General features: G+C 46.0%; 17 protein-coding genes. 4 read left to right on the forward strand and 13 right to left on the reverse strand.

What is annotated here, in order from left to right:
- Positions 1–3: 3 nt before the first annotated feature.
- The 4 genes from QFZ51_RS05500 to QFZ51_RS05515 form a co-directional block, all read right to left on the reverse strand.
- A complete protein-coding gene (locus QFZ51_RS05500; RefSeq protein ID WP_370911218.1) occupies positions 4–966 on the reverse strand; it encodes a helix-turn-helix transcriptional regulator in 963 nt (320 codons plus the stop codon).
- 254 nt (positions 967–1,220) lie between these two features.
- A complete protein-coding gene (cydB, locus tag QFZ51_RS05505) occupies positions 1,221–2,255 on the reverse strand; it encodes a cytochrome d ubiquinol oxidase subunit II (RefSeq protein ID WP_370911217.1) in 1,035 nt (344 codons plus the stop codon).
- Between the two features lie 3 nt (positions 2,256–2,258).
- Positions 2,259–3,650, reverse strand: a complete 1,392-nt coding sequence (locus QFZ51_RS05510; RefSeq protein WP_429043965.1) for a cytochrome ubiquinol oxidase subunit I — start codon at positions 3,648–3,650, stop codon at positions 2,259–2,261.
- Positions 3,651–3,864: 214 nt separating this feature from the next.
- The gene (locus tag QFZ51_RS05515; protein WP_429043968.1) at positions 3,865–4,875 is read right to left on the reverse strand and encodes a zinc-dependent alcohol dehydrogenase family protein; all 1,011 of its coding nucleotides are present in this window, start codon (positions 4,873–4,875) and stop codon (positions 3,865–3,867) included.
- Between the two features lie 116 nt (positions 4,876–4,991).
- On the opposite strand from QFZ51_RS05515, the gene QFZ51_RS05520 reads away from it, so the two are divergent.
- A complete protein-coding gene (locus QFZ51_RS05520; protein ID WP_429043971.1) occupies positions 4,992–5,366 on the forward strand; it encodes a winged helix-turn-helix transcriptional regulator in 375 nt (124 codons plus the stop codon).
- A gap of 206 nt (positions 5,367–5,572) precedes the next feature.
- Here QFZ51_RS05520 and QFZ51_RS05525 read toward each other — a convergent pair whose 3' ends face one another.
- From QFZ51_RS05525 to QFZ51_RS05540, 4 genes are read right to left on the reverse strand one after another with little or no spacing between them, the layout of a single operon-like run.
- Positions 5,573–8,962 (reverse strand): ATP-binding protein, encoded by a 3,390-nt coding sequence (locus QFZ51_RS05525; RefSeq protein ID WP_429043974.1) that lies wholly within the window; start codon positions 8,960–8,962, stop codon positions 5,573–5,575.
- Positions 8,943–9,533 (reverse strand): DUF4194 domain-containing protein, encoded by a 591-nt coding sequence (locus QFZ51_RS05530; protein WP_370911212.1) that lies wholly within the window; start codon positions 9,531–9,533, stop codon positions 8,943–8,945. The genes QFZ51_RS05525 and QFZ51_RS05530 overlap by 20 nt, the downstream gene beginning before the upstream one ends.
- Before the next feature lie 4 nt (positions 9,534–9,537).
- Positions 9,538–11,001: a DUF3375 domain-containing protein gene (locus tag QFZ51_RS05535; RefSeq protein WP_429043976.1), complete on the reverse strand. Its 1,464-nt coding sequence runs from the start codon at positions 10,999–11,001 to the stop codon at positions 9,538–9,540.
- Positions 11,002–11,055: 54 nt separating this feature from the next.
- On the reverse strand, positions 11,056–11,964 hold the full coding sequence (locus tag QFZ51_RS05540) for a bestrophin family protein (RefSeq protein WP_429043979.1): 909 nt from the start codon (positions 11,962–11,964) through the stop codon (positions 11,056–11,058).
- Between the two features lie 359 nt (positions 11,965–12,323).
- Between QFZ51_RS05540 and QFZ51_RS05545 the strand changes: the two genes are divergently transcribed.
- Positions 12,324–12,941, forward strand: a complete 618-nt coding sequence (locus tag QFZ51_RS05545) for a redoxin domain-containing protein (RefSeq protein WP_370911209.1) — start codon at positions 12,324–12,326, stop codon at positions 12,939–12,941.
- On the opposite strand, the gene QFZ51_RS05550 is transcribed toward QFZ51_RS05545, so the two are convergent.
- The 5 genes from QFZ51_RS05550 to QFZ51_RS05570 all read right to left on the reverse strand — a co-directional run bounded on the left by QFZ51_RS05550 (position 12,942) and on the right by QFZ51_RS05570 (position 16,752).
- A complete protein-coding gene (locus QFZ51_RS05550; protein WP_429043982.1) occupies positions 12,942–13,190 on the reverse strand; it encodes a hypothetical protein in 249 nt (82 codons plus the stop codon).
- A 26-nt stretch (positions 13,191–13,216) separates the two neighbouring features.
- Positions 13,217–13,816, reverse strand: coding sequence for a class I SAM-dependent methyltransferase (locus QFZ51_RS05555; RefSeq protein WP_370911207.1), 600 nt, complete (start codon positions 13,814–13,816; stop codon positions 13,217–13,219).
- Between the two features lie 340 nt (positions 13,817–14,156).
- Positions 14,157–15,041 (reverse strand): AraC family transcriptional regulator, encoded by an 885-nt coding sequence (locus QFZ51_RS05560; RefSeq protein ID WP_429043984.1) that lies wholly within the window; start codon positions 15,039–15,041, stop codon positions 14,157–14,159.
- Between the two features lie 649 nt (positions 15,042–15,690).
- Positions 15,691–16,101 (reverse strand): ester cyclase, encoded by a 411-nt coding sequence (locus tag QFZ51_RS05565; RefSeq protein WP_429043986.1) that lies wholly within the window; start codon positions 16,099–16,101, stop codon positions 15,691–15,693.
- A gap of 72 nt (positions 16,102–16,173) precedes the next feature.
- Positions 16,174–16,752, reverse strand: coding sequence for a Crp/Fnr family transcriptional regulator (locus tag QFZ51_RS05570; RefSeq protein WP_429043989.1), 579 nt, complete (start codon positions 16,750–16,752; stop codon positions 16,174–16,176).
- Positions 16,753–17,032: 280 nt separating this feature from the next.
- Between QFZ51_RS05570 and QFZ51_RS05575 the strand changes: the two genes are divergently transcribed.
- Together QFZ51_RS05575 and tssD are read left to right on the forward strand one after the other, a co-directional pair.
- Entirely contained in the window at positions 17,033–17,725 is a 693-nt protein-coding gene (locus tag QFZ51_RS05575) for a response regulator transcription factor (RefSeq protein WP_370911203.1), read from the forward strand.
- Between the two features lie 180 nt (positions 17,726–17,905).
- A complete protein-coding gene (gene tssD, locus QFZ51_RS05580) occupies positions 17,906–18,295 on the forward strand; it encodes a type VI secretion system tube protein TssD (RefSeq protein WP_079469761.1) in 390 nt (129 codons plus the stop codon).
- The last annotated feature ends 66 nt before the right edge of the window (positions 18,296–18,361 follow it).

Consider the following 18,361-nt stretch of genomic DNA (forward strand, 5'->3'; position numbering starts at 1 on the left):
GATTTATAAATAATGTCCGTGGAGTTCTGTTACAAGATCTCCGATAGCGGTTTTGAGCTCCTGGGGCTGCAGCACTTCCACCCGGTTGCCAAACATAATCAACCACCTGGCGAAATGGCCCAGGGAGGCCTGGAGGAATGTAAGCTCTGTTTTATCGCCCACCACTTTTTCGTCCATAAGGCCATAATAATACTTCTGTTCCCTTACATACCGCAACATATCGTTGTCCAGCGCTATTTTAACGAGATAGGTATTTTCGCTGTTCCGGCTGCGCTGCTGTTCCAGGTAGTCCTGCAAAGAAAGATGCTTGTTTTTCTTATAAGTGGCCGGCAGCACGGTTAATTTACGGATACGGTCTACCCGGAAGTCGCGGTAGCCCTGCCGGAGCTTGCAGAAGGCGATCAGGTGCCAGTTGGCGCTGCTATGAAAAATACCTATTGGTTCTACTTCCCTGCGGGTGGCCACTTCCTCCTGGAAGGAAAAGTACTCCATACTGATCACCTGGTTCATGCCCAGGGCTTGCTGAATATCGGAAAGGAACCGGTTGGGGAACTCCGCCGCATCCGTTACTACAGGCCGGTACCTCAATACGGCGATGTTTTCATCCAGTGATTCGAGGTAGTCCTTTTCTGTTCCACGGAGTACGGAACGGATCTTTTCCATAGCAAGACTAAACTGTTTCCGGTTACTGTGGTCACTGAATTGTTCCATCAGTTTTTCCCCGGTCAGGAGTGCGGCTGCCTCTTCTTTGGAAAACATCACAGGGGGCAGATGATACCCTTCCACGATATAATAGCCGGTACCCGCTTCCGCACCAATGGGCACGCCGGCTTCCTGCAGGGCTTTTACATCCCTGTATACCGTTCTTAAGCTAATGTTAAAGCGGTCAGAGATTTCCGCTGCCTTTACTATTTTTTTACCCTGTAGTTGTATGAGAATGGCGGTAAGCCGGTCGATACGATTCATGGAAGTGATCAATTCTGGGTACTAATTTCGGCTTCCCGGAATTATTTTCAGAAATTTTTTTAAACCGGTTAAACTTTTATCAAAGCAGGCCGTCTTAAATACATCTCTCCTGATAAAAGATAGGATACCGGGAAAATGATAACTGGCGACTTTCGGGAGATCATCAACACAATGCTACAGTACAGAATATAGGTTAAATGGTAAGTCCCTGCAATTTCTTGCGGGGACCTGTTTTTTAAGCCAATAGCTAATATCTAATAGCTCATCTCGTTCAGCTTCACTTTGCCCCGGAATGTCCAGAATAAGAAAGTAGTATATCCAATTACCATCGGGGTGCCTATGGCTGCAATGAGCAGCATAATTTTCAACGACTTAACAGAAGACGCCGCTGCATAAATGCTGATACTATAAGCAGGATCAGTAGTAGATATCACAATGTTGGGATACAGGCCTACCGCGAAGAGGATAAGCAAACAGGCAGTGATAATAGAAGAATAGAGGAAGGCGGTGTAATATCTACGGGCATCCACATTTCTTTTGATATTCAGCAGGATCAGTACCGCCAGCATGGGCAGCAGGAAGAGCTGCGGATGTGATTTAAACTGAAACGTCATATGCGGCACATAAATAAGGGTAGCCATTGACGTTAGGATAAAGCAGAGAATGAAGAACTTGCTGCAGTTGTTCACTATCACCGTAAGCCTGGTGTACAGCCTGTTTTCCGTTTTCATTACCAGGTAAATAGAACCATGCAGCATGAACAGCGATAAGGTGGTAAAAGCAATCAGTATTGCATAAGGATTAAAAAAGGTGAGCAGCGTGCCGGTAAATTCATGTTCCTTATTTATCGGGAGACCGTGAATGAGGTTGCCCAATACCAACCCCAGCAACAGCGTAATACCGGTACTGGACACGGTATAACTGATATCCCACATTTTGCGCCACCAGAGCCAGGTTTCCTTGCTCCTGAATTCTATTGAAATAGCCCGGAAGATGAGGGCTACGAGGAATAACATAAAGGGAATGTAGAAGGTAGATAATACCACGCCGTATACCAGCGGAAAACCGGCAAACAAAGCCCCGCCGGCAATTACCAGCCATACCTCATTTCCATCCCATACCGGTCCTATCGCATTCAGCACCAGGCGCCGGCTTTCTTCTTTTTTAAAAAACAGGTGCAAAGCACCAGCCCCCAGGTCGAAGCCATCCAGCACACCATAACCAGTGATCAATCCGCCAATCACTAAAAACCACCAGGTGGGAAGATCCAGTCCGAGAATTGTTTCCATGAGTTATAATTTAGTGGGATGGTAAGTTATATTATCGTGATAATAGCCGTCGTATTCAATTTCAGCATTCTCTGAAACATCTGGTCCGTGCTGTATTTTCCGCGTTAGCAGATAGATAAACAGCGTAAACAGCAACATATATACCAGCGTAAATAATATCAGCGAGAACATTACCTGGTCTGCGGTTACTTTACGCGACAGTGCATCAGATGTGCGCAACAATTTGTACACCACCCAGGGCTGGCGCCCTACTTCGGCGGCATACCAGCCTACCTGGTTGGCTATTTGCGGCAGCAGTACCGCCCATGCAAATATGATCATCAGCCAGCGCTGGTTAAACAGTTTCTTTCTCCATAAAAAGAAAACGGCCAGCAGCGTAAGTCCTATGAGTATCATGCCGATCGTAATCATCAAATGATACATCTGGAATACAAAGTTCACTGCGCCGGGCCTGTCTGCCTTGGGCGTGGCTCTGAGACCTTCTACCGGGGCGGAGAAGCTGCCATGCGTAAGGAAAGAAAGGCCTCCCGGAATTTTTATGCCGGTTGTTTTTTCATTTTTATTATCTACCCAACCCACAATATACATGGGCGCTACTGCAGAACTATCGTAGTGCCCTTCCATAGCAGCCAGTTTGGCGGGTTGATATTTGCTTACATAGTGAGCGGAACGGTGACCGGTGAAAAGCTGCATCAGCGCAGCAATTACAGCTACGCCCAGGCCTACTTTAAACATAGCCTGTGCATGTTTGACAAAGCGGTTTTTAAGTACATACCAGGCGGCAACGCTCATCACGAGGAAAGAGCCGGCGAGAAAGGAACCAATGATCACATGTGAGAACCTGTCGACCGAAGAAGGGTTAAACACCATCTCCCAGAAATCAGTAACTACTGCGCGCGCCTGCAGATCATGCCCTTCTATGCGGTAACCAGTTGGCGTTTGCTGCCAGGAATTGGCAATAACGATCCACAATGCAGAAAAGATAGAGCCCAGCGCCACCATACACGTAGAAAAGAAATGTACGCCTTTGTGAACGCGGTTCCAGCCAAACAACAATACACCCAGGAAGGCAGATTCCATCGCAAATGCAAAGATGCCTTCCGCTGCCAGCGCGCTTCCGAAAATGTCGCCTACGTAATGTGAATAAGTAGCCCAGTTAGTGCCGAATTCAAATTCCATTACAATGCCGGTGGCTACGCCGATCCCGAAGATCAATGCGAATATTTTAATCCAATATCGTGTAATGTCCTTGTAAAGCGACAAACCGGTTCTGAGGTACAGGCCCTCCATGATCACGAGGCACAGTCCCAGCCCTATACTCAGCGGAGGATAGATGTAATGGAAGGCAATGGTAAAGGCAAACTGTATTCTGGATAGTATTTCTACTGAAGGCATAATGTTCAATTATTGATGCAAAGGTAGCAGGTGAAGATATCCATGAAACTGATGTTTGTCATGTATTGATAAAAATATAATGTTATCATCACCTTAACAAGGAAATAACCCGCTTTTCAACTTGTTTTTACTATCTTGAAACAATAATTTTAGTGTAATGGTTTACTTGGTATAACGTCCTGCCGATGCGCAGGACGTTTATATGTTCACCACTTTACTTCATTTCTATTACTACTTTCCCCAAATAATTACCGCCGCCCATATACCTGAATGCTTCCTGCGCCTCGCTTACAGGGAATACGCTGTCTATTACCGGGTGGATATCATTTACTTCTATTGCGGCAGCCAGCTCCTGGAAACTTTTCAGGCTGCCTACAGAGTAGCCCTGCAGCCGGATATAGCTGCCTACAACTGTAAACAGGTCTACCGGCAGCTGTGCGCCTTCAATGAAGCCTACCAGGCCCACAAAGCCATTGAAGCCTACCGACTTAACAGAATTAACGATGGTGGCGGCGCCGGCAATATCCAAGGTAGCATGTACACCTTCCCCGCCCGTGATACGTTTTACTTCTTCATGCCAGTTGGGATATTTTTTATAATCGATTACTTCGTGGGCGCCCAGCTCCTGTAATTTCTTCAGTTTATCCGGATGACTGCTGGTGGCAATCACCTTCGCGCCTGCTGCCAATGCGATTTGCATGGCAAAAAGGGAGACGCCGCCGGTGCCTTGTGTAAGTACGGTTTGCCCTGCCTTGATACCAGCATAGCCCATCAGGCCTGTCCATGCGGTAACGCCGGCAACAGGCAATGTAGCGGCTTCCACGCTGGTTAAATTGGCAGGAGTGCGTACCAGTGCATATTCAGGGATCACTGCATATTCTGCCAGCAGGCCGGGCGTGCTTACACCGGTTCTGATATGATTGGTACCGGCGGTGGCCAGGCCATACTGCCAGAGCTGGTTGTAATGAATGGCCACCCGATCGCCCGGTTGCCATTTGGTAACGTTATCACCGATGGCGGCTACCACGCCGGCGCCATCGGAAGTGGGAATGCGCGGCAGCGGCAATTCCTTGCTGTAAGTTCCGGTAGCAAGGGCTACATCGAGGTAATTGAGTGCCGCGGCTTCTATTTTTACCAGTACTTCACCAGGCCCGGCTATGGGAGTGGGTATTTCTTTGAGCTGTAAACTCTCCAGTCCGAATGCTACTTGTTGTATTGCTTTCATAAGAACTATTTTTTTCTTTCACAAAATTGCTCCCTAACTTCATATAAGACAAGTATGCACCATTTGGGAATGTAGGTACCAGATGGATACTATTGCTGATAATCAATGCCAAAAAAATGAAGAAATCCGGAAAAAATATTCATACTGACACGATTTGCGCGGTTGATTACGCTTTCCAACGGATTGGCGGCAAGCATAAGGGGCGTGTTATTTACCACCTGAGAAACGGGGTGAAAAGATATGGAGAACTACGGAGGATCATGACCGGTATAACCCCTAAAATGCTCACACAAGTGCTGCGTGAACTGGAGGACGACGACCTGGTTACCCGCCATGTATACCTGGAGGTGCCGCCCCGCGTGGAATACCAGCTAACGGATACGGGCAGGGAACTACTGCCCTTTATTACCCTGCTGAGCGAATGGGGCCGCAAACAAATGGGACGGGAGCCGCAATGCCAACCAGAACCCGCTCTGGCGGCAATGTCCTAAGCGAAGGTTGTCTTTCTCGCTGATTACGCTGATTATACTGATTACTTTGATTTTACTTTTGGATTTTATAAAGGATTAAGGGAGATATAAGCAGATAGGTTCGCTTTTATCTCCCTTATTATTAATCTAAAAATCCAAAAAAATCCAAAAGTAAAATCAAAGTAATCAGTATAATCAGCGTAATCAGCGAGAAAGACAACCTTCGCTTAGGACATTGCCGCCATGGATTCGAACTCTTTCTTCCTGTCGCGGTATTCTTCCATCGTGAAGTTGTATACCACGGAGTCGCGTTTGTTTTTATTTGCTACAAAATGACACGCATGGATATATGGTTCTGCAATATTCAGTTTGTCCAGTGGCGTTACTACCAGTAGCTGCAGGTTCAGTTGTCCGCAATATTCCATGAGGTAGTGACTCTTTTCAGGGTCCAGTTTGCTGAAGGCTTCATCTACTGTGATGAAGCGCAGGCTGCGGTGTTGACGGTTGGCTTCATTGATACCAAACTGGTAGGCAATGGCGGCTCCCAGGATGGTGTAGGTGAACTGTGCTTTTTCGCCACCGGAAAGACTAGCCGTATCCTCGTAATATTTGAATGCCTTGTTGTCGGCCACATAGAATTCTTTTGCGCCGAAGTCGAGCCAGTTGCGTACATCCGTTACTTTGCGGCGCCATGCTTCGTTTTGTTGTAACTCGGTGATGAGCAGTTTAATATTTTCAAACAGCTGATCGCCATAGGCTTCATCTTTTTCAAGTTGATATTTATAAGAATCCGGTACTGCGTTGCTGAGTTTTTCCTTGAAGTTCCGGATCTCCACATCACGTACATGGCGGCATTCCAGTTGGAGGTAGGTATCCGGATTTTTATTGAAGGTGATGTTGCGTAACGGTTCGTTCAGGTCTTCCATTACTTCGCGTATCAGGTCTTCCTGTCCGTATATCCATGCCCGGTAGTTGGTGATGGCATTGAGCATGCTGGTGTCCATGTATTTACGGAAACGTTCTTTATGTTCAATGAGCCGCTGGAATTTAATCCGCTCATAGAGCGAGGTAAATTCGTCGAGGTATTTCACATGCGGCTGCAGATCCGTAACATCACCGAGCCAGTCGGGGAAGGTATCGTGGATGGATTTTGGCGGCATCACAAATGCTGCCAGCTGCCGGGTGATTTCAGCTTCTTTTTCCGCGGTCAGACGCATCGCGTCGTGCATGGTTGCCTTCATGTTATCATCTGCCCGTTTCCGGTAAGATGCCAGCTCAAGGGTTGTTTCCGCCGGTTCGGTCAGCGACAGATCTGTAAGGTATTCCAGCACGTATTGCAGGGAAACGTCGTCCAGTTTATTGGCCTTCAGTTGATTGAAGTGGCGCAGTTTCTCCGCGGCTTTATCGTCCAGGCGGCCTTTTTCCTGGAGGGTGCCTTCTTTCTCTTTTTCCTTGCCTTGTATTTGCAGGGTAATATCGTCCAGCTGATCACAGATCACCTGGTATTTATCGCTGGTTTTGAGCAGCGTTGCTTTTTCGCGTGCAAATGATTCAATGACGGCGGCATGGATCTGCCAGTTGATTTCACTGTAGTTACGCAGCGACAGCAATGCGTTCAGCAGCGCATTGATATTGGCAATGGCTTTCCTGCTGTCTTCCAGCTGGGAAATGCTATGCTGCAGTGTTTCAATATTCTTGTTGCATTCATCCTGTTCTTCTTTTAACAGGCGCAATTTGTTTTTGTTGTTCCATCCCAGCACATAATTATTTTTCTGGGAACGGTTAGGGCGATCATCTTTTTCATGGCGTGTAGCCTGCCGCGTTAGTCCGTTGGAAGTTACTGCTTTCCGGCAACGGTTGAATACAGTCATGTCGTCGGTACAGGTATAATCGAACTGATCGAGCAGCTGGTTCTGTAACCATTCCTTGAAGATGGTGCCGGGTTTGATATCTATTTTTTGCAGCAGGCTTTCTTTTTCAGAAGGCATCCGCAACATGGTATAACTCTCCTCTTCTACTTTGTGGTATACGAGGCGGGTTTGCAGGTTATTGGAATTGATGTAGCGGTTGATGTCCAGGATATATTCTTCGGGTACAAGGAGGCGCAGGCCGAAGTTGTGCAATACTTTTTCGATGGCGCTTTCCCAATGGATCTCTGCATCTTTTACTTTGATCAGTTCACCGGCAAAGGGCAGGTCATCTTCCTGGATATCCAGCATATTTGCCAGCTGCTGACGGATACGGATCAGCTCATAAGGGATATTATTTTTCCGGTGCAGGAAGGAATCTATTTCTTCTTCCAGCTTTGATACCTGTGTCCTTTCTGCGGCGAGGCTGCTTTTGTGATGAAAAATTTCTTCCTGTAATGTTTCCAGTTGTTTATCGTGCGCTGTTTTCATCTGTTCAGCGCCTGTAATATTTTCATGGAACTGCTGTTCATCCGGATTGGGTGCGAGCTCCAGCCGGTCTGTGAGCATATTGTATTCTTCCATCTTATTACGTTTGGCCTCCATGGCTTTTTGTTCGTAATGGATGGATTTTTCGATAGAGCGCAGTTGTTCATCTACGCTGTTATTGGCTTTCTGGGCTATCAGCTCGTCTTTGCGGAGGTGCAGCGACTGGAGTTGCTCATTGATATTGGTAAGACTGCGGGTAGTTGCCTGTTGTTCTTTCTGTAAAGATTCCAGTTCTCTTTCCAGGATATCTTTTTCCTGTTTATTAAACCAGGAGGGCAGGATATCCTGGAGCATTTGCAACTCCCGGTTCCTGTCTTGTAATTGCTGCCAGGCCGCGCGGTTTTCGATGATAGGTTCCAGCAGTTTCAGCTGGGTTTCATCTTTCTGAATGGCACGATGACTGGTGAGTAAACTATCATAGTTTTCGCGCAGTTTCAGGAATTCGTTTTCGCTGTCTGTTTCTTCCAGCATCTGTCCGCGGATAAACGTGTTCAGATCGCCGAGTACTTTGATACCAACGGTTTGGTTAAAGAGAGACAGGGCTTTTTCGCTTCGCAGTCCGAATATGTTGCTGAACAGGGCTGCGTATTCTTTAAAGCTGTCGGTGATTTCTGTTTTGGGAAATTCGAGGCGCAGTCTTTTTTTCCAGTCGCCTTTTACATCAAATTTCCCGTTGCCGAAGTGATCGTTGATATTAAGTTTATGCGGCGAAACGATGTATTGCCGTTTCATTTCCCCGGAGTACCATCTAACCTGCGCCAGTGTGATCTGGTGCATGGTAGCGGCGTTGTAGAAGTAGGCCAGCAGTACTGAGTAAGGGTTGTTTTCCTTATGACGGAGCTGGTCCGTTTTGGACTGCTGCGATTCTTCGGAGAAGGTTTTACCGTAGTAGCCCCAGAAATAGGATTCTTCTCCTCTGTCGCGGCGTTGTTCTGTTCCGGACGACTGGTTATAGAATCTTTTCCCGGCGGGCACCAGCAGTGTTAAGAGCGCATCGATCAGGGTAGTTTTACCGCTACCGTTTGCGCCGGTGAGCAGGGAGGTATTACCGTTGGTATTGACGCGATATATTTTATTGTGGAAGGTTCCCCAGTTGTATATTTCAAAATATTGCAACCGGAATCCACTTTCTTTTGAATCACTATTGAACAGGGTGGACATGCAGGTTTAATTTTGATTTTATTTCTTCCAGTTTCTCGTTATTTACCAGTGCTTTGATGATTCTTTTTACCTCGTATTGATGCAGTTCCTTGTTGGCAGCGTCCTCCCGGGTCATTTTCAGCACGCCTACATTTAAGAGGCTGTTGATGGGTTTATTGAGATCTTTCAGTAGTTTGGATTTGTTGTGTCGTTCTTTAAAGAAGAGTGCGAGTCTTTCTTTGATTTCTTTTTGTGTCATAAAAAGACGGGTGCCATTGCCCTGGATATCGAATTCATCGAGGGCTTCGCGGAGCACAATGCACAGCAGCGTGGCTTCGTAGGTAAGCCGTGATTTGCGCATGAGGCGAGGCAGTGGTTTTTCGTTGGTTTCATCTGCTTCCGGTTGCACGATACGTGCAAATCCATCGGCTTCGTTTACCACCAGTTGGAGGCCGGTTTGCTGCAGGTATTTGCTGAGCTCTGTTTGCCATCCAAGCAGGTCTTTCCAGTAAGATTTATCTTCTTCGTATACAGGTCCCTGCATGAGTTTTAGAAACACGTGTGCAAAGGGAGATATATTTTTCTCGGCCATGATATTAGTTTTGTGAATTTGTGAACAGCACCATCGGCATATTGATGGTGCGGCTGCCCAGCATCACCGGGTCCGGAGTTTCCAGGATGATATGGTGTGCCGACTGGCTCGCGATGGAAAAATAGGTAATGAGTTCAGTGAGCCCTTTTTCAGCGCCATAAATTTCTACCAGTTCTTTCAGGCTTACCTGCTTTTTATTTTGCAGTTGTGCGGAAATGCGGTCTTCCAGCAGGGCGCGGTCTATATTAAAATGGTTAAATAATGCGTTCAGGTCGTTGTCGTCAAATTCGGTACCACCCATTCCTTCGGGGAATTCCACTTCAACGTTGGGTTTCTTCTCTTCCGCCATATCCCAGCGGTCGAGGAGGTCTATTTCTGGATCGCTTTCTATCTCTATAAAAAATTCCTCCCCTGGTGGGTTCTCGAGCGATTGGAACGCCAGTTGCCGGATATCGTTGATAAGCTCCATTGCTTTGCGGTGATCCGTAAGATTATTTTCGCTGAGCACGCGGCTGAGTTTATCGCTCAGTTTTTTATTGGCATCAATTACCTTTTTGCCGGAGGCATGAAGGAATTGTTTGAGTTTTTTTAAGAAGCGGTCATTTTTATATTCGATGTTGCGGTCTTCCAGGAGGAGATAAAGTTTTTCGATCAGCTCCCGCATTTCCTCCTGTTTGTTTTCATCCATGAGGAACTGCCAGAAGGAGTAGAAGCTTTTCCCCTGGTCTTTCTGGCGGAGCGCTTCGAAGGAGTCGAGGGTATACGCCAGCAGGGCGCCTTTCGCGATATCTTTTTCGCTTTGTTTGCGATAAATTTCCTGGGTGATCTGTTCAAAATTTTGTTCCACTTCTTTGAAATCACTCAGGAGTTCCCGCGACATGCGGTTGACGTCGTAAAATCTTTCCTTTATCTGGGTATCATCAAACACCTGAACTTTACCGGTGATGGTGATCGCCTTTATTTCCTGTTCTATTTCATATTTCTTTCTCTCCAGTTCCTGGATCCTTTGTTCCGGGTCTTTATTGCTCTGGTCAATCAGTTCTTTGAGTTTGGAGAAGATATCTTTGAAGCGGCTTTCCGTGCCAACAAATTCTCTTTTCTGGAGAGTAGATACCCAGTGCATCACTTTTTCCATGTCGCTGCTCAGCTCATGGATATCCAGTCCGTCGTCATCGGGATATTTGCGGAGGAAGCCTTTATTGCTCCATTGATCGATATATTTCCTGGCCTTCACATCGTCGTGTTCCAGCAGGCTGGTAGCGTCTATTTCATCATCTGCGGCCCGGTAGCCGGTTACGCCGAGGTAGTCGGACAAACGGGTTACCAGTTCCACATTGGAAATGGTAGTATGATTTTTTTCCTTGAATGTGTAATGAAAAAATGACAACATCATTGGCGCGCTACGTGCCCGTAGTATCTTGAGGGTAACTGACTGGGCATATAGATTACATAATTGGTCATACGTCATAGGTGTAAAAATAAGGAATTACGTATTACAAAGTAAATACGTTTCGCTATGGGCTTACATTACGTACAAACCTTCCTGTCGCGGCAATACCGGGGCAGGTACCGGTTCATCTCCCAGCAGCTGGATAACGTTGATTTCAATGGTCCGGGCGATGCTGTCGAGCGGAATAGCGAGTGGCTGAAAATCAAACGGGTCCATGAGGGTGATGCCGTTCAGGTGGGTTACATGGAATACGAAGCCGAACATCCATCCGAAAGGAATGGCCCATGCGCCGATGGATTCCGTCATCATCAGTGTATTCATGATAACGTAAAACCAAATAAACATCTGCGTAAAATATACATAGCTAGGAGGGAATACGGTGTTCCTGATCCGTTCCGACTGGCCCATGCAGTCGCAGTGTTTTACCAGGATCTGGTTCAGTTCTATAAAAGTGAAGCCATCGATGCTGCCGGAGGCCCGGAGTTGCTGGAGGTCGCGGGTCTGCAGGTTCAGGATGGCATTGGGGATATTACTTTGTTTTTGTACTTCTTCAATTTCTTCTGTGGTAAGGTAGCGGGTGTAGTAGTCGTCGGGCCGTTTGCGGAGAACGGTTTTGAGCGCATAAATAAAGGCGAGGTGCCGGTAAATCATGTGACGGATGAGGGCTTTGGTTTCGGGCGTAGCGTCCAGGGAGGGATAGTTGAGCATGGACCGGCTCCAGGTGCGGGAGTCGTTTACCAGTGCGCCCCATATTTTACGGGCTTCCCACCAGCGGTCGTAAGCCTGGTTGTTATTGAAGCCGATAAAGAAGGCGATGGCGGTACCCAGTACGGTAGATACGGCTATAGGGATGTTAATATGTGCTGCCAGCCAGCGTGAGTCGAGAAAATATACCAGGGTACAACATCCCAGCAGCATAAGGTCTACCTTCCAGGTAAAGGAAAAGATCTGGCCGAGTGATAGTCTGTGTTTCAGCAGCATATGTCAATATTTATTCTTTTATGGCTTCGCTGTAAATTATGTCATCCGGGTTTATCCTGGCACGTTTTTATCTTTTTTTTAAAGATGGGCGCCCCTGGTTGCTATAACTTTATAACAATAACGGGTACACGCTTTGAATGTTTGGCGCCGGACTTAAATACCCCTGTTTTCATCTCCCGGAAAAATATTTTCCTCTCAAAGTTATTAGGAACCAGTTATTTAGAATTTATAATCCTAATAGTCTATAGGAATAGTAGGGTAATTAAAATATTCTCCCTATCTTTGTTTTACGAAAGCAAAAGATATTCACCAAACCTATAACAGCGGCCATTTTATCAGCCATTATAAAAGCCTTTAATATGTCATCATTGTATAGATACGCCGATTACTTACCGCAGCCCACACCGGAAAACTTCCCCAGCCCTGTGAGGAACAGGGAAAAAATTAACCCGTTAAAATCAGGCAGCTTTTTTCCTGAATTTTTTATTGAAGAAGCGCGTGTGATCAATGCTGGTCCGCTGCTGAATAATGCCCATTCCGGGGCATCATTGCACAGTCTTACTTTGCAGCCGCTGGTAGTGGTGTTTTATTCCTGGCATTGGAACAATTACGCTGATCAGCTGATGGAACGATTGAAAGAAAGCCATGCGGCCATAGTGGCTGCCGGCGCCCGTTTGCTGGTATTGTCCAGCGAGGATAAGAAGCAGTTTACATCGGTTTATCCGGAGGTGTTGCCATTTGATGTAGTGCACGACGCACAGTTCCGCATAGCCAGGAAAGCAGGCATTTACAGGGAATCAGACCCGATCTGGGGCTTTGTTTCCGGTGTTAATGCAGACGTACCTGTGCCGGCGGCATATCTTATTGCGCCTTCACTGGAAATCAGTTACGATTTTGTTGACCTGTATTTGCAGGAAGAATTTTCGCCGGAAGCCGTGGTGGCTGCCATTGGCAAAAAGCTGGCTATCAGCGCCTGATTAGCAGGCTGGTTCCAATGCCGTGCATTTACGTATGTGCATCAAGGCATACCGGTAAATGCTCCATTGTAAGCTGTTACATTCCAATGGTGACAAACTTTCTATTTTTTCCTGGAGGGAGGTGAAGATTTCTTTATATAAAGCAGCATGTTCCTTTTTTATGGTTTCCAGTAACTGGTCAGCCTGCTGGTAATCTGTTATGGCGCCTAATTGTGCTATGGTCTCTAAAGCATGTTCGTCTGCAGTCATTGTATTAATTTTTGTATTACTTAGTCCTATCTTCTGATCCACATTTTTAGCATTAAATCCGTAGAAGCATCCACCATCTGATAACAGGGAGGTACTTCATCTTCAAGACTGTGGTATGTTACGAGTCTTGTACCGCTTGCACTGCTTTCCAGTTTTTTAAATAAAAAGCGGCTGTAATAATTATATAAACTTGTTGAATATTCTACGTTGTTATCTATCTGATCCTGATCTACCAGGTTTTCAAAGAAAGAATTATAGAAGTAAAAACCGTCATACGCAGAAAAATCCTCCTGCGTAAAATTGCCGTGAATAAAGCTCACATTCCTGATTTGCGTGGCAGCCTTTGCTTCAAGTGCGTGCTGATAAAGCTCTTCCCGTTGCTCAATGCCGTAAAAATTGGTTCCCGGGTAAAAGCGGGCGCCTACCAGGCAAAATTTTCCGACACCGCTGCCGATGTCCAGAATTTTTTTCCCTGGTTCATTTGCGAGGAAACGGGCCGCTGCTTTAGCGATACTGAGTGGCGTCCAGTGCCTTCTTGATAGTTGCTGTATTTTTTCAGGATACAACCAGTCAAACCCGGCATCATTTACGTAGCAATTAGGCTTTAATAAAGTAGAAGTCTGCATGAAGCCGCAAAGTTACGCTTTTACCGGCATTTTTGGAGGATTTAACCCTTATATATATGCAAAACGGGGCATATAAACCGGTACAGTGGCCAGTAATACCTTTTTTTTTAAATGTCGCTATTACAATTTACCTGCTAAGCGGATTTTGTCTTGGCTCAGGATTACGCTGATTTTACTGATTACCTGGATTTTTACTTTGATTTATAAAGGATTAAGGGAGATAGAAGCGGATATTCGCTCTTATCTCCCTTAGTTATTATATTATAATCTAAAAATCCAAAAGTAAAAATCCAGGTAATCAGTAAAATCAGCGTAATCCTGAGCCAAGACAAAATCCGCGTTAAACGAAAGTCCGCGTCCCTGAAGAAGTATAGGCCAGCCTGAATTCCTTGGGTGTACAATCTTTTTTCTTTTTAAAGATGCGGTTGAAGTTGGAGATATTATTAAAACCGCACTTATAGGCGATTTCATTTACCGTGTGTGTGGTTTCTATTAATAGCCGGGAAGCGTGTCCCAGCCTGATTTCTATGAGGGTATCCACAAAGGTTTTACCGATTTTGGCCTTGAAAAAGCGGCTGAAGGCCACCTCCGTCATGGCAGCGAGCCTGGCGGCTTCCCCCAGTGAAATATTTTTATCGTAATTGGCATTCAGGTAAGTCATGATCTTTTCCACGCGGCGGCTATTGTAGGAGAAGGTTTCCGTGTTGCCGAAAGTGGAATCAGACAGGATGCGCATATTCCGGCTGATAGACAGGTCGTGCAAAATAGACATCAGTTCCAGGACGGAATCGAAGCCTTGCTGTTGCGGCAACCGGATCAGGCGGTGCATGATCTGCTGGGTGGTTTCGGCAGAAAAGAGGATTCCCCGCAGAGAACGTTCAAACATGTTTTTGATGAAATTCATCTGGTTGCGCTGCAGGAATTTATCATCAAACAGATCGCGGTGGAACTGGATGGTGATTTCCTTAACGCTGCCGCCTTCATGGTTATTGGCAAACCAGCCATGTTGCAGGTTGGGCCCTACCAGTACCAGCTCAAGGTCGCTTATCTCTTCAATATGATCCCCGATGATCCGTTTGGCGCCACTGGCATACTGGATAAAGTTTAATTCAAATTCGTCGTGGTAATGCAACGGGAAATCGAACACTTTTTTCTCACGGGCAAACAACGTAAAGCAATCACTTTGCGTAAGAGGAGTGATTTCCCTTAATAATTTACTCTTCATAATGAGCGCAGTTTTTATAACACACCGGAATCCTGACGTGGAATGTAAGTACTGGTTGTTGATTTTTATGACCTGGTTGCTAAAAAAGCATTATAAAAATAAGGTTATCGGGCGTAAAATACAATTTTTACTTTTTTCCTTATAGTATTAACTGCCGGGCGATTTGAGTATATAGGTGTTATTATTACACTTATTTTATCATGAATTTGATTATCAAAGTATAATTAAAAGATAAAAAAGTATTAAGCAGATGTGTGAATAAAAGGCATTTTTGTATAGAAACATTTCCAGGGAGAAGAATAATATTATTTCCAGGTGTTTATGGCCGGCGTGGCGTTGTAAGGGGGAGGACGAATATTACCGGAAGGAGCTGGCTGTTGAAATCAACGATCCGGATGCGCGGATAGTTGATTTTACAATGGTTCCGGAAGGGAACATAGCCGGCCGTAACACCTGGATTTTTATTGCTTACTGTATTAATACGGATCTTTTTACAGATGGACTGTTGCATTTTTCCGTTCCACTTTCACGTTTTATTACTCAGTTTTACCAGTGGTGTTGCTTTCCGGCAGGGGCTTGTCCCCCTGCGGCAGGCGACCAAGCTCCATTCTTAGTAAACGGTTATAACGGGTACGGGCATACGGAGTCCTTAAGACTTTGGGGCAAGTTTTCTTTCAAGTGCATTTCCATCTATTAAACCCCAGTGCTCCGCGATCCGGTTATCCTGCAATCGAAAGCAACGATAGCCAGGAATGCTTACTGTTAAGCCGGTAGGACTTATTCCCCGCCATAGTCCAATGTGTTTCATGCGCATGGTTACTTTTATGATACACTTCCCGGGTTCGGCTACCTGTTCTTCTATAATGGTTTTGGGGTGGAAGGATTCATGCGTTAATGCAATCCATTGTTTCAGGCCGGTAGCATTGCCGGGCAGCGCAGGCGGCAATGAATGATCCACATAATCGGGATGCAGGAATTGCTCCAAATGACTGGTATCGCCGAGGTTCCAGATAGTGGCAATGTAGTGTCCGATGAAATCTTTCTGTTCTTGTATAGTCATGACCGTTAGTTTTATACCGTAAAGGTAGAAGGCCTGCTATAAAGCAATTGTGTCAAACGTCACATAATGGGTTCAGGGCAGGCGGCGGCGGATGCGGCTGAGGGTTTCCCGCGAGATGCCGAGATAAGAGCTGAGTTGTGTAAGAGATACACGTTGCAGGAGTTCGGGTTGCGTAGTTAGTATGGACTGATACCGTTCTTCGGGATTGTGTCTTTTAAGCCATTGGTTATGTTTTTCCTGTTCAATGAACAGGTGTTCCAGCCACTGGCGGCCAAAGGCGGTGATTTCGGATGATTGCTGATAGAGTGAAAACAGATTGTCCTTATGCCATTTCCATATGGTGCCGGCTTCAATAGCTTGTATATTGTAATCGGCTGGAACGTTGTTTCGCAGGCTGTTCAGGTTAGTGAGGAATGTATTTTCAAAGTAAAAGCCGGTGTTGATCTCTTTTTCATTATGATGCTGAAAAGCTCTGCAGGCGCCGGTTTCAATGAGCCATATGTGTTGGCAGCGCTGTCCTTCACGCAGTAGATAGTCACCCTTTTTTACTATTTGTGAAGTAGTATGTGTTGCAAATAGTTCCCTTGCTTCATCGCTGAGGGGAGCAATGTGCGAAAGGCTTTGGAGGAAATGTTCCGGACTGGCTTTCATGACAGGAAGGTCATTTATTTTTTTAAAAATACTCACATGTAGGTATTTGTTTCCCTTTAGCTTTAACATATCTTTGTGAAAATAATCTGATTTCACATTATTCTATATAAAGTCATCCACCTGATTTAGTCAATCACCGTATTTTCTATCCCCAAAAAAGGGTCTCTTCTTTGTGAGGGACCCTTTCTTATTTTCACTACATTTGTTGCCGAAAGAGCACTGAAGTAAGTAGTCAACCAACATCACAGAGGATTCCTATACACGATTTTATATCAGGTACATGATTGAGCACGCTGCATTTAATAATGACGGATCAGGGCTGGAAGAGAAGCTGAACGCTTTAAGGGCCATTGATCAGGAGCTTCCGGTAGTGGTAATTGTAATGAATGTGGTAAAGAGCTACGTGGAGTATATGTCGCCACGGGGCTGCCGGGAACTCGATATTACGCTGGAGGCTTTACGGGAAATGGGCGCCGGGTATTACGACACCTTCTTTAACCCACACGATGTAGCGGATTACCTGCCAAAGATCATCAACATGCTGGACGCACCGGCGGAAGCCAATATAACGGTCACCTTTTTCCAGCAGGTACGAACCACTGCATCGCGGGACTGGACCTGGCATCTGGGCTCTACGCGGGTATTTATGCGGGATGCCGGAGGGCTTCCCACACACGTTATTACCTGCGCCATTCCCATTGATCCGCTGCATCACGTTACCAGCAAGGTAAACCGCCTGCTGGAAGAAAATAACTTCCTGCGCCGTAACCAGCATATTTTTGCTTCCCTTACCAAAAGGGAAAAGGAAATCCTGCGGCTGCTGGCCCTCGGACTCAGCGCCAGTGAAATTGCCGAAAAGGCGGGGATCTCCGAAAAGACCGCCGTTACACACCGGCGAAATATCAAAGCGAAGATCGGGGCACAGTCGAGCTACGACCTGACCAGTTTTGCCCAGGCATTTGATCTTATATAGTTATTAAACCGTATATCAACAACTGGCTGGAAGGGCCATCCCTGCGGGATCCATTGGCTTCCTTCAAAAATAACCCTCAATTTTTCGGCATGTAAACAGAAATGTGTATTTTCATTCTGTATACCATATTTTTGTGCCTGTCTGTTGTGCCTTGCAACGGACCTGTTAACCAGATTAATTATGTCTTTTAAAGCTGTTCTCAACATCGACGGGGAAGAAATGAACATCCTGGAATGCAGGTTTTCATTTACCCAAAATACAGATCATAACGGGAAACCTGCCGCCCGCCCCAAAGGAGGCACTATTAACCTGCTGATCGAGTCTGCCGGTGAAACCAGTTTGTTTGACTGGATGATTTCCAACACCCAGACGAAAAACGGCAGTATCACCTTTTTCCGGCGGGATTCCATGTCGAGGCTCAAAGAGCTGAAGTTTACAGACGCCTATTGCGTAGAATACGAAGAGACGTTTAATTCCGCCAATGAGCAACCCCTGCAAATACAGCTGACCTTGTCATCGAGGGAGGTGAAATTAAATAACTCCACTTACCAGAATCCCTGGCCTGCATAGCGCTAGCCGTTGTACATCTTTTTAAAAAAGAACAACCCGCACGAACACCTGTTACATGCGGGTTGT

The sequence above is a fragment of the Chitinophaga sp. W3I9 genome, from assembly GCF_050434025.1.
In the GTDB taxonomy this organism is placed as follows: Bacteria; Bacteroidota; Bacteroidia; order Chitinophagales; family Chitinophagaceae; genus Chitinophaga.

Coding starts and splice junctions, on each gene's coding strand:
- tssD (WP_079469761.1), top strand. CDS start 17,906: ATGTCTTTTAAAGCTGTTCTCAACATCGACGGGGAAGAAATGAACATC.
- QFZ51_RS05525 (WP_429043974.1), bottom strand. CDS start 8,962: ATGTCCACCCTGTTCAATAGTGATTCAAAAGAAAGTGGATTCCGGTTG.
- cydB (WP_370911217.1), bottom strand. CDS start 2,255: ATGGAAACAATTCTCGGACTGGATCTTCCCACCTGGTGGTTTTTAGTG.
- QFZ51_RS05520 (WP_429043971.1), top strand. CDS start 4,992: ATGAAGAAATCCGGAAAAAATATTCATACTGACACGATTTGCGCGGTT.
- QFZ51_RS05555 (WP_370911207.1), bottom strand. CDS start 13,816: ATGCAGACTTCTACTTTATTAAAGCCTAATTGCTACGTAAATGATGCC.
- QFZ51_RS05535 (WP_429043976.1), bottom strand. CDS start 11,001: ATGACGTATGACCAATTATGTAATCTATATGCCCAGTCAGTTACCCTC.
- QFZ51_RS05540 (WP_429043979.1), bottom strand. CDS start 11,964: ATGCTGCTGAAACACAGACTATCACTCGGCCAGATCTTTTCCTTTACC.
- QFZ51_RS05570 (WP_429043989.1), bottom strand. CDS start 16,752: ATGAAAGCCAGTCCGGAACATTTCCTCCAAAGCCTTTCGCACATTGCT.
- QFZ51_RS05500 (WP_370911218.1), bottom strand. CDS start 966: ATGAATCGTATCGACCGGCTTACCGCCATTCTCATACAACTACAGGGT.
- QFZ51_RS05550 (WP_429043982.1), bottom strand. CDS start 13,190: ATGACTGCAGACGAACATGCTTTAGAGACCATAGCACAATTAGGCGCC.
- QFZ51_RS05560 (WP_429043984.1), bottom strand. CDS start 15,041: ATGAAGAGTAAATTATTAAGGGAAATCACTCCTCTTACGCAAAGTGAT.
- QFZ51_RS05530 (WP_370911212.1), bottom strand. CDS start 9,533: ATGGCCGAGAAAAATATATCTCCCTTTGCACACGTGTTTCTAAAACTC.
- QFZ51_RS05510 (WP_429043965.1), bottom strand. CDS start 3,650: ATGCCTTCAGTAGAAATACTATCCAGAATACAGTTTGCCTTTACCATT.
- QFZ51_RS05565 (WP_429043986.1), bottom strand. CDS start 16,101: ATGACTATACAAGAACAGAAAGATTTCATCGGACACTACATTGCCACT.
- QFZ51_RS05575 (WP_370911203.1), top strand. CDS start 17,033: ATGATTGAGCACGCTGCATTTAATAATGACGGATCAGGGCTGGAAGAG.
- QFZ51_RS05545 (WP_370911209.1), top strand. CDS start 12,324: ATGTCATCATTGTATAGATACGCCGATTACTTACCGCAGCCCACACCG.
- QFZ51_RS05515 (WP_429043968.1), bottom strand. CDS start 4,875: ATGAAAGCAATACAACAAGTAGCATTCGGACTGGAGAGTTTACAGCTC.